Genomic DNA, 9,942 nt, shown 5'->3' with positions numbered 1-9,942 from the left:
GGCCGCCGCCCCCGGCGTCCGCCCGCTGGGCGCGGTCGTCCCGGCCCCCTCGTCCGTCAGGGCGGGCGGCGCCCCGTACGCGATCACCGGCAGGACCCACATCAGGGCGGACTCCGGCGCCGCGCGCCAGGTCGGCTCGTATCTGGCGGGGCTGCTCCGCCCCTCCACCGGCTATCCGCTGCCCGTCACCGGCGGCCCGCACGGCGGCCGGGGTGACATCACGCTGACGCTCAGCCCCCGCGAACACAGCCTCGGCGACGAGGGGTACCGGCTGGTCAGCTCCGCGCGCGGAGTCACGATCACGGCGGAGAAGGCCGCCGGGCTCTTCCACGGCGTCCAGACCCTGCGCCAGCAGCTGCCCGCCGCCGTCGAGGCGGACCGGCGGCAGCCCGGCCCCTGGCAGGTCGCGGGCGGCACCGTCACCGATGTGCCCCGGTACGCCTACCGCGGCGCCATGCTCGACGTCTCGCGGCACTTCTTCACCGTCCAGCAGGTCGAGCGGTACATCGACGAGCTGGCGCTCTACAAGATCAACAAACTGCATCTGCACCTCAGCGACGACCAGGGCTGGCGCATCGCCATCTCCTCCTGGCCGAAACTGGCCACCTACGGCGGCACGACCGAGGTCGGCGGCGGCAAGGGCGGCTACTACACCAAGGCGGACTACCGGGAGATCGTGCGCTACGCGGCCTCACGCCACCTCGATGTCGTCCCCGAGATCGATCTGCCCTCGCACACCAACGCGGCCCTGGCCTCCTACCCCGAGCTGAACTGCGACGGCGTCGCGCCCCCGCTCTACACGGGCACCGACGTCGGCTTCAGTTCGCTGTGCGTGCCCAAGCCGGTGACGTACGACTTCGTGGACGACGTCGTACGGGAGCTGGCCGCGCTCACCCCCGGTCAGTATCTGCACATCGGCGGCGACGAGGCGCACTCCACCAGCCAGGCCGACTACAACGCCTTCATGGACCGGGCGAAGGCCATCGTCGGCAAGCACGGCAAGAAGGTCGAGGGCTGGCACCAGATCACCGCGGCCGCCCCCTCCAAGGGCGAGGTCGCACAGTACTGGGGCTACGACGCGACCGGTGCCGCCGAGCGGGCGCAGGTCGTGGCCGCGGCGAAGAAGGGCACCGGGCTGGTGCTCTCGCCGGCCGACCGCGCCTACCTGGACATGAAGTACACGGCGGACACCGAACTCGGCCTGGACTGGGCGGGGCTGGTCTCCGTGGAGCGTTCCTACGACTGGAATCCGGCCACCTATCTGGCGGGCGCGCCGGCCGGTTCGGTCCTCGGGGTCGAGGCACCGCTCTGGTCGGAGACGCTGACCACCAGCCAGGACATCGACTACATGGCGTTCCCGAGGCTGCCCGGTATCGCCGAGCTGGGCTGGTCGCCGCAGTCCACCCACGACTGGGGCGCGTACCGCACCCGGCTCGCCGCGCAGGCGCCCCGGTGGGACGCGCTGGGCATCGGCTACTACCGGTCGCCCCAAGTGGACTGGCCCGCGCGGCGGTAGACGCTCCGGTGGCCCGGCGTACGGAGAGGACCGGTCTCCGCACGCCGGGCAGTCCGGTGCGATCGCCGTGGATCAGGCGATCGGGTTCTTCAGCGTCCCGGAGAGCTGGAGCGCGCCCGCCGGGTCCTGGAGGTCGACCATCTGCTGGTTGTTGCGCAGCTGCAGCCGGTTGAGGCAGGACAGGCCGAACTCCGGCGCGAACAGGTCGTACTGGCGGAACTTGTCGGCCAGTTGCGGCATCGAGCCCTGGTACTCCCGTACGCACGCGCCGACCGTCCGCCAGAACTCGTCCTCGCCGAGCACACCCTCGGTCGCCAGCGTCGCGCCGAGGAAGCGGAAGAAGCAGTCGAAGACGTCGGTGAACAGCGACAGGAGTTTCATGTCGTCCGGCACGTCGGCGCGGACCCGCTCGACGTCCGGCGGCAGCACCGCGTCCGGGTCCATCACCGCGATCTCCTCGGCGATGTCCTTGTAGACCGCCCGCCGCACCACACCGTCCTCGATCACCAGGATCACGTTCTCGCCGTGCGGCATGTACACCAGGTCGTAGGCGTAGAAGCTGTGCAGCAGCGGGGTGAAGTACGCCGTCAGATAGCGGCGCAGCCACTCGGTGGGGGCCAGGCCCGACTCGGCGATGAGCGCGCCCGCGAACGAGGCGCCGGCCCGGTCGGTGTGCAGCAGCGAGGCCATGGTGGCGAGGCGCTCACCCGGCTCCAGCGAGGGCACCGGGCTCTCCCGCCAGAGCGCGGCCAGCATCTTCCGGTACGGCGAGCCCTTGACGGTGGCCTGCTCGTACTGCCGGTGGTGGTAGCCGATCGAGGCCCGCTCCCTGATGATCGTCAGGCCGGTGGCCTTCAGCACCGGGTCGCTCTCGATGAGCTGCGCGAGCCAGTCGTTGATCGCGGGCGTCGCCTCCATGTACGCGGCGGAGAGCCCGCGCATGAAGCCCATGTTGAGCACCGAGAGCGCCGTTTTGACGTAGTGCTTCGCCGGGTCGCTGGTGTTGAAGAAGGTGCGGATCGACTGCTGTGCGAGATACGAGTCGTCGCCGTGTCCCAGCAGGACGAGCCGCTGCTTGGCCACCTCGGCCGCGAAGGTGACGGAGAGTTTGTTCCGCCACTGCCAGGGGTGCACGGGGATCAGGAAGTAGGCGTCGAGGTCCAGGCCGAGCCCGGTCATGGTCGCGGCGAACCGCTCCAGCGTCTCCTCGCCCAGCTCGGCCCGGATCAGCGACTCGTAGTCGAGTCCGGCGCCCGCGCTGAACGTGGCGTGGTCGCGGCGGGCGGCCAGCCAGATCAGCCGGACCGGGCTGGCGGCCTCCGGCGCGTAGCTGAGGTACTCGTCCGAACCGAAGCCCAGGCGGCCGTTGTTGGCGACGAAGCAGGGGTGGCCCTCGGTCATCCCGGTCTCGATGTCCTGGAAGCCGGACACGGCCAGCTCGGCCGCGGAGACCGGGTGTTCGGCGTGCCGGGCGAGTTTGTACGCGGTGCTGGACAGCGTGGAGGAGATCTCCTCCAGATAGACCGGCAGGATCGCCTCGCTCAGCCCCAGCGCACCGCGCAGCTCGATGAAGAACTCCAGCGCGTCCAGGGGGAGTTCGTCGTTGCCACGGTGGCGGGTGATGGACTCGGCCGGGATGTGCCAGTGGTCGAGGGCGAGGATCCGGGCGCGGAACCGGTACTCGGTCCCGCCGTCGTCACTGCGTACGGAGAACGGGGTTTCCCCTGTTCCGGCGGGACCGAGGTGCGGAGTCGCCTCGCTCAGCGGCTGTGGGGACAGCAGCCGCTCGTGCGAGAACTCCGCGAGCGCCTTGCGGATCAGAAGCCGCTCGGCCTCGGCCCAGAGTACGGGGGTCAGATGGGTGCTCATCGGCGGGCTCCCTCGAACGCGGCGCGGGTGCAGACGCTCAGCAGCGCGGTCTTCTCGGGCTTCGCCAGTTCCCGCACCACTTCGAAGCCGACGGCCTTGTTGAGCGCGTGGACCGCCGTGTTGCGTACGTCGGGCTCCACCACGACCCGGCGCGTCGCCGGGTCGGCGAACAGCTCCGTCATCACGGCCGTGATCACCGCCCGGGTGAAGCCGTGTACGGGGGTGTCGGTGGGCGCGACCAGGAAGTGCATCCCGACATCGCCGGGTTCGGGATCGTAGAGACCCTTCAGCTCGACGTGCGCCGGGTCGTACCGCTCCATCAGGAACGCCGGGGTGGAGCCGTGCAGTCCTATGAAGGCGTCGTGGTGCTCCGCTGCCGCTATCGCCATGTACTCGCGCTCGACATCGGTCAGGCTCGCGTCCTGCATCATCCAGTAGCCGGACTTCGGGTGGGTGACCCAGCCGTGTACGAGCTCGGCGTCCTTGCGGGGGTCAAGCGGGCGAGTGGTGAACCGGTTCATGCGGTGAACTCCTGGAAAGCGATGGTCTTTTCGACCGGGTAGTACTCCTGGCCGCCGAGCAGCTCGCGGATGATGCACGAGTTGCGGTACGCGGCCATCCCGAGGTCGGGTGCGACGAAGCCATGGGTGTGCAGCTCGGCGTTCTGCACGTAGATCGTCCGGTCCGCGTCGATGCTGTAGTTGCGGTGGACGTCGAAGCGGCCCTGGTCGTCCCAGTTGATCCGGTCGTGCACCGGGGCGAGGAAGCCGGGCACCCGGTACTTGTAGCCGGTGGCGAGGACGAGCCCCTGGGTGGCGAGGGTGAAGTCCTTCTCCTGCTCCTCCTGGCGCAGTCCGAGCGTGTAGGTGCCGTGGTCGTAACCGGCTTTCTCCAGCGAGGTGTTGGTCATCAGCCTGGTCGCCACGGGGCCGCGCCGTTTCTTCGCGTACAGCAGGTCGAAGATGGCGTCGATCAGCTCGGAGTTGATGCCCTTGTAGAGGTTCTTCTGCGACACGTTGAGCCGGTCGCGGGTCCTGGACGGCAGCGCGTGGAAGTAGTCCACGTACTCGGGCGAGGTCATCTCCAGTGTGAGCTTGGTGTACTCCAGCGGGAAGAACCGCGGCGAGCGGGTGATCCAGTTCAGCGCGTAGCCGTGCTGGTCGATGTCCTGGAGCAGGTCGTAGTAGATCTCGGCGGCGCTCTGCCCGCTGCCGACGACGGTGATCGACTCCTTGGCCTGGAGGGCCTCTTTCGCCCCCAGATACTGGGAGTTGTGGATCAGGTCGCCGCCGAGGTCCTGGCAGGACTCCGGGAGGTACGCGGGGGTCCCGGTGCCGAGGACGAGTCTGCGGCCCCGGTACTGGGCGCCGGCCGCGGTCCGCACCGTGTAGAGGGCGTCCCGTTCCTCGTACGTCACCTCGGTCACCGACTCACCGAAGCGGATCGCCGGTATCTTCGCGGCGGCCCAGCGGCAGTAGTCGTTGAACTCCTCGCGCAGCGGATAGAAGCTCTCGCGGATGTAGAAGGAGTAGAGCCGCCCGGATTCCTTCAGGTAGTTGAGGAAGGAGTACGGCGATGTGGGGTCGGCCAGGGTGACCATGTCGGACATGAAGGGTGTCTGGAGGGTGGAGCCCTCCAGGAACATGCCGCTGTGCCAGTCGAAGTCCGGCTTGGACTCCAGGAAGAGGCCGTTCAGCTCGTCGATCGGGTCGGTCAGGCAGGCGAGCCCCAGATTGAACGGTCCGAGCCCGACCGCGATGAAGTCGTAAGGGTCGTGGGACTCAAGAGGCGTGGACAAGGGTTTCTCCCAGGTACTGGCCGGCGTGCTCGGCGAGGAGTTCGAGGACGGCCGCGATGTCGGCGAGGGTGGTCTGCGGGTTGAGGAGGGTGAATTTCAGATAGGCGCGGCCGTTGACGGTCGTTCCGGCGACGACGGCCTCGCCGGACGCGAACAGCGCCTTGCGCGCGTACTGGTTGGCCCGGTCGATCAGCGCGGGGTCGGTGACCTCGCCGGGGACGAAGCGGAAGACGAGGGTGGAGAGCTGCGGCTCGACGGCTACGTCGAAGCGCGGGTCGGCGGCGAGCAGCTTCCAGCCCTCCTCGGCGAGGCCGACGACCTCGTCGAAGAGCCGGCCCACCCCGTCGGCGCCCATCACCCGCAGTGTCATCCAGAGCTTGAGCGCGTCGAAGCGCCGGGTGGTCTGGAGGGACTTGTCGACCTGGTTCGGGATGCGGGCCTCGGCGGCGGAGCGCGGGTTGAGGTAGTCCGCGTAGTACGTGGCGTGCCGCAGCGTGACTCCGTCCCGTACCACCAGGGCGCTCGAACTCACCGGCTGGAAGAAGGACTTGTGGTAGTCGACGGTGACCGAGTCGGCGTGCTCGATGCCGTCGAGGCGCTCGCGCCTGCTGGACACGAGCAGCCCGCAGCCGTACGCCGCGTCGACGTGCATCCAGGTGCCGTAGCGGGCGCACAGCTCGGCGATCTCGGGCAGCGGGTCGATGGAGCCGAAGTCGGTGGTCCCGGCGGTGGCGACGACGGCCATCGGGACCGCCCCGTCGGCGCGGCAGCGCTCCAGCTCGCGGGCGAGCACGTCCGTCCGCATGCGCTTGTGCCGGTCGCAGGGGATGGAGACGACCGCGTCCCGGCCGAGGCCGAGGAGTTTCGCGGACTTCTGGACGCTGAAGTGGCTGCACTCGGAGGTGAACACCCGCAGCGGCGCGGCCGGGGCGGCCTGATCGGGGGACTTGGCCTCCTCGCGGGCCAGCAGCAGCGCCTGCAGGTTGGACTGCGAGCCGCCGCTGGTGAAGACCCCGTCGGCGCCCGGTCCGTAGCCGATGCGGCCCGCCGTCCAGTCGATGAGCCGCTGCTCGATCAGGGTGCCGCCGGCGCTCTGGTCCCAGGTGTCGAGCGAGGAGTTGACGGCGGAGAGCACCGCTTCGGCGACCACCGCGGGGATCACGACCGGGCAGTTCAGATGCGCCAGGTAGCGGGGGTGGTGGAAGTAGACGGCGTCCCGCAGATAGACGGTGTCCAGTTCGTCCAGGGCGGCTTCCGCGCTGCCGAGCGGTTTGTCCAGGTCCACGGAGTCCAGGGCGGGGGCGAGCTCATGGGGTGCGATCCCGGTGAACGGCTTTTTGGTGGAGGCGAGTTGGGCCGCCACCCGCTCGACTGCTGCGGTGGCAGTGAGGCGGTACTGCTCCGCGGTCGTGTCATTGAGCAGGTGTGAGCGCATGAACGGTCCTCCGGGAAGGGAGAAGAGGGGGAGAGGGTCACTGCGACGTCGTAGTTAGGTAAGCCTAACCTACCCATTCTGGGCGTCGCAATGGGGCCTCGCCCCCCTGGGAAAGCGCCGTTCAGGCGGCCCGCGCCGCGGCTTCCCTCAGCTGTTCCTCGCTGAGCCCGCGGCGCCAGTAGCCGACGAACGTGACCTGCCTGCGGTCGATTTGGCGCTCCCGCACGAGATGGCGGCGCAGCTCCTTGACGCAGCCGGACTCGCCGGCGATCCAGGCGTACGGGTGGGCGCCGGGCAGCTCGGCCGCGCGTACGGCGTCGACAGCGGCCGGGGCGCCCTCGTCCCGTACCAGCCAGGTGATCCGCGCGTCGGCCTCGGTGCGCAGCGGCAGCCGGTCCGCCGCGTGCTGGACCTCCAGCCAGACCTGGGCCCTGGTGCCGGCGGGCAGCCACTCCAGGATGGCCGACGCGGCGGGCAGCGCGGTCTCGTCGGCCCAGATCAGCACCGAGTCGGTGCCGGTGGGCGGCTGGAAGCGGACAGCGGTGTTGTGCTCGACGGCGGGGCCCAGGACGCGGACCCGCTGTCCTGGCGCGGCCTGCCGGGCCCACCGCGAGGCGGGCCCGCTCGCCGTACCGGCCGGCCCCGCTCCGGCCGGCTCCGCCGCTCCGTGCAGCGCGAAGTCGATGTCGACCTCGTCGGGGTCGCGGCGCTGTTCGCGCACGGTGTACGAGCGCAGTACGGCCCGTTCGTCGGCGGGCAGCGCCCGCCACTCGGTGAACCAGTTCTCGCCGGACGGCAGTCGGGGCTCCCGCTGTCCCGGGTGCGGCAGGAACAGCGAGAGGCTCTGGTCACGGCCTCCGGCGGCGAAGTCCCTGAGGTCCTCGCCGCCGAACGTGATGCGGACCATCGACGGGCCGAGCCGCCGCGTCCGTACGACGTGCAAGCCGAAGAAACGGAAAGGGGCGATGGCGGCCGTCGTCATGGGTCAGCTGACCTTCTTCGCTGTCTCTATCGCCTTGGCCAGCGCCTCCAGGGCCGGGGCGCACTTGTCGTAGGAGAAGATCGGGTCGGTCGTGGAGCGCGGGATGACCTGTCCGGCCTTGACGGCGGGCAGCTCGCCCCAGGTCGGCTTGGACTTCAGCGCCGACGGCTGGAGGGCGGAGGTCCGGTTGTCCATCATGATGATGTCGGCCGGGTACTTGTCGGCGTTCTCCCAGCTGAGGCTCTCGAACCAGCCGTCCTTGTCGACCTTGTTCGGCAGGACGATGTTGACGCCGAGCTCCTTGAAGTACCGCAGGTCGGCCGAGGGCTCGGGGGTCGAGATGTAGAGCAGGTCGGCGCTGGCCGAGCCGATGAGCACCTTGATCTTCGGGTTGGCCTTCGCGGCGGAGCGCAGCCGGGCCGCGGCCTTCTCGAAGCGGGCCTTGGCGTCGGTGACCTTCTTGGCCTTCAGGTCGGCGCCGAGGGACTGTGCGAGCTCGGCGTGGCGCTGGAGGGCGGCGGGCATCGAGGTGCGGGCCACCATGAGGGCGGCGCTCGGGGCCAGCTTGAGGATCTTGGACTTGGACTCGTCGGGGACGTACCAGAGGGCGCCCTTGTCGTACATGCCGGTGATCAGCAGCTGGGGGCCGAGCGCGGCGTACTTCTCGACGTTGAACTCGCCCCAGACGTTGCCGAGTATCTCGACCTTGCTGATGTCGAGATCGCCGGCCTGGACGTCCGGTTTGCCGTCCTTCGTCTTGGTCGGCCCGAAGACCGCCGCGACCTCGACGCCGTAGTCGTGGAGCGCGGCGGCGGTGCCGGTGAAGGCCACGATCTTGGTGGGCGTCGAGTCCGCCTTGGCGGTGATGCCGCGGTCGTCCTTGAAGGACCAGGGGCCGGAGTCCGATTTCGCAGAGCCCGAGCTCTTCGAGTCCTTGCCACCGCAGGCGCTGAGGGCGGCGCCGATGCCGATGACACCGCCTGCGGCGAGGATGCCGCGGCGGGAGAAGTGGGAGGCGCGGGCGTTGGGCATGGCTGGGCTCTGCTTTCCGTACGTGCCGGGACGGCCACTGGGCGATTCCCGGTCAGGCTAGCCTAACCTCACCTTTTGTCCAGAGGGCGGGGCCGGAAGGCAGGTGCCGGGGGGCCAGGGAGCCACCCCGCCGGTGTGCTGGCGGCAGGGCGTGCGCCGCGTGCGCCGCCTACGGGGTCCGCTCGGCCAGTCCGTACCGCCAGGCCCAGGCGATCAGCGAGCCGCGGTCCTCCAGGGCCAGTTTGGCCAGTACGTGGTTGAGGTGGGTCTTGACCGTCGCCTGGCTGACGACCATCTCCTTGGCCACCTGCCGGTTGTTGAGCCCCTGGGCCACCAGCCGGACGACGTCGACCTCCCGCCGGGTGAGGCCCCCGGCCTCGGGCGGGGTCCCGGACGCGGTGGGGGAGGCGTTGGCGGACGCGTTGGCGGACGTGGTGACGACGGCAGCCGAGCCCGGAGCAGCCGAGCCCGGCGCGATGGAGTCCGGGTCGTTGAGGACCAGTTCGACCAGGCGGCGCTGGACCGCGGGGTCCAGCACGGTGCGGCCCGCGGCGACGTCACGGACCGCCGCCAGCACCGCCTCACCGGTGGCGTCCTTCGTCAGATATCCGGACGCGCCCGCCCGCAGCGCGGGCATCACCGCGTCGTCGTCCGCGTACGTGGTCAGGATGAGCACCCTGACCCCGATGTCCTCGGCGACGACCCGGGCCGTCACCTCGGCCCCGGCCAGCCCCGGCATCCGCAGGTCGACGAGGGCCACGTCGGGCCGTGACTCCGAGGCCAGCCGCACCGCTTCGAGCCCGTCGCCCGCCTCGCCGACCACCTCCATGTCGTCGGCCGATGAGAGCAGCAGTACGACCCCGTCCCGTACCACTGCCTGATCGTCCGCCACCAGCACCCGAATCGTCACCCGTCCGCCTTCCTTCACGTGCGCGTCGCCCGGAGGCCGGCCGCCGTCCGCACGTCCCCATCCTGACGCGCCGGTCCTCACGCGCCCAACTTCCCTCCCCGGTCTTCTTTCTCCGGCACCGCCGGCGGTGGCGCCCCGGCCCCCGCGACCGGTACGCCCATCTCGATCCGCCAGCCCGCACCGCCCGGCACCGGCCCGGCGGACAGCCGCCCGCCGACGGCCTCGATCCGCTCGGCCATGCTCCGCAGACCGGTGCCGCTGCCCTGCACACCCGACGGCGCGCGGCCGGCCGGCAGCCCCTGGTCACTCACGTCCACCCGCAGCTCCCGCTCCGCCCACTCCACCTCCACCTCGATGGCGCTTCCCGTGGCATAGCGAGCCGCGTTCGTCATGGCCTCCT

General features: G+C 70.3%; 9 protein-coding genes. 1 reads left to right on the top strand and 8 read right to left on the bottom strand.

The window, feature by feature from the left end; genetic code table 11:
• A partial coding sequence (locus G3I19_RS30635) for a beta-N-acetylhexosaminidase (protein WP_164266982.1) occupies nucleotides 1-1,516 on the top strand: 1,516 nt, incomplete at its 5' end.
• Nucleotides 1,517-1,588: 72 nt separating this feature from the next.
• On the opposite strand, the gene G3I19_RS30630 is transcribed toward G3I19_RS30635, so the two are convergent.
• From G3I19_RS30630 to G3I19_RS30595, 8 genes are all read right to left on the bottom strand, one after another.
• Complete coding sequence (locus G3I19_RS30630) at nucleotides 1,589-3,385, bottom strand: IucA/IucC family siderophore biosynthesis protein (RefSeq protein ID WP_164266981.1); 1,797 nt, start codon at nucleotides 3,383-3,385, stop codon at nucleotides 1,589-1,591.
• Nucleotides 3,382-3,906, bottom strand: coding sequence for a GNAT family N-acetyltransferase (locus tag G3I19_RS30625; RefSeq protein ID WP_164266980.1), 525 nt, complete (start codon nucleotides 3,904-3,906; stop codon nucleotides 3,382-3,384). Before G3I19_RS30625 ends, G3I19_RS30630 begins: the two co-directional genes overlap by 4 nt.
• Nucleotides 3,903-5,183 (bottom strand): lysine N(6)-hydroxylase/L-ornithine N(5)-oxygenase family protein, encoded by a 1,281-nt coding sequence (locus G3I19_RS30620; RefSeq protein ID WP_164266979.1) that lies wholly within the window; start codon nucleotides 5,181-5,183, stop codon nucleotides 3,903-3,905. Before G3I19_RS30620 ends, G3I19_RS30625 begins: the two co-directional genes overlap by 4 nt.
• On the bottom strand, nucleotides 5,167-6,618 hold the full coding sequence (locus G3I19_RS30615) for an aspartate aminotransferase family protein (protein ID WP_164266978.1): 1,452 nt from the start codon (nucleotides 6,616-6,618) through the stop codon (nucleotides 5,167-5,169). Before G3I19_RS30615 ends, G3I19_RS30620 begins: the two co-directional genes overlap by 17 nt.
• Before the next feature lie 121 nt (nucleotides 6,619-6,739).
• Nucleotides 6,740-7,600, bottom strand: a complete 861-nt coding sequence (locus G3I19_RS30610; RefSeq protein ID WP_164266977.1) for a siderophore-interacting protein — start codon at nucleotides 7,598-7,600, stop codon at nucleotides 6,740-6,742.
• Between the two features lie 3 nt (nucleotides 7,601-7,603).
• Nucleotides 7,604-8,632, bottom strand: a complete 1,029-nt coding sequence (locus G3I19_RS30605) for an ABC transporter substrate-binding protein (protein ID WP_164266976.1) — start codon at nucleotides 8,630-8,632, stop codon at nucleotides 7,604-7,606.
• A gap of 169 nt (nucleotides 8,633-8,801) precedes the next feature.
• Nucleotides 8,802-9,542, bottom strand: coding sequence for a response regulator transcription factor (locus G3I19_RS30600; RefSeq protein ID WP_164266975.1), 741 nt, complete (start codon nucleotides 9,540-9,542; stop codon nucleotides 8,802-8,804).
• Nucleotides 9,543-9,619: 77 nt separating this feature from the next.
• Nucleotides 9,620-9,942 (bottom strand): ATP-binding protein (locus tag G3I19_RS30595; protein ID WP_343235256.1); only part of this gene is annotated, 323 nt, incomplete at its 5' end.

The sequence above is a fragment of the Streptomyces sp. SID10853 genome (assembly GCF_010548145.1).
GTDB lineage: Bacteria > Actinomycetota > Actinomycetes > Streptomycetales > Streptomycetaceae > Streptomyces.
The sequence above is the reverse complement of the archived record's forward strand: the minus strand, read 5'-3'. Positions and strand labels throughout refer to the sequence as shown.

Bases quoted from the DNA above. Each gene is read 5' to 3' on its own strand.
- G3I19_RS30605 (WP_164266976.1), bottom strand. From the start codon at position 8,632: ATGCCCAACGCCCGCGCCTCCCACTTCTCCCGCCGCGGCATCCTCGCC.
- G3I19_RS30615 (WP_164266978.1), bottom strand. From the start codon at position 6,618: ATGCGCTCACACCTGCTCAATGACACGACCGCGGAGCAGTACCGCCTC.
- G3I19_RS30630 (WP_164266981.1), bottom strand. From the start codon at position 3,385: ATGAGCACCCATCTGACCCCCGTACTCTGGGCCGAGGCCGAGCGGCTT.
- G3I19_RS30610 (WP_164266977.1), bottom strand. From the start codon at position 7,600: ATGACGACGGCCGCCATCGCCCCTTTCCGTTTCTTCGGCTTGCACGTC.
- G3I19_RS30625 (WP_164266980.1), bottom strand. From the start codon at position 3,906: ATGAACCGGTTCACCACTCGCCCGCTTGACCCCCGCAAGGACGCCGAG.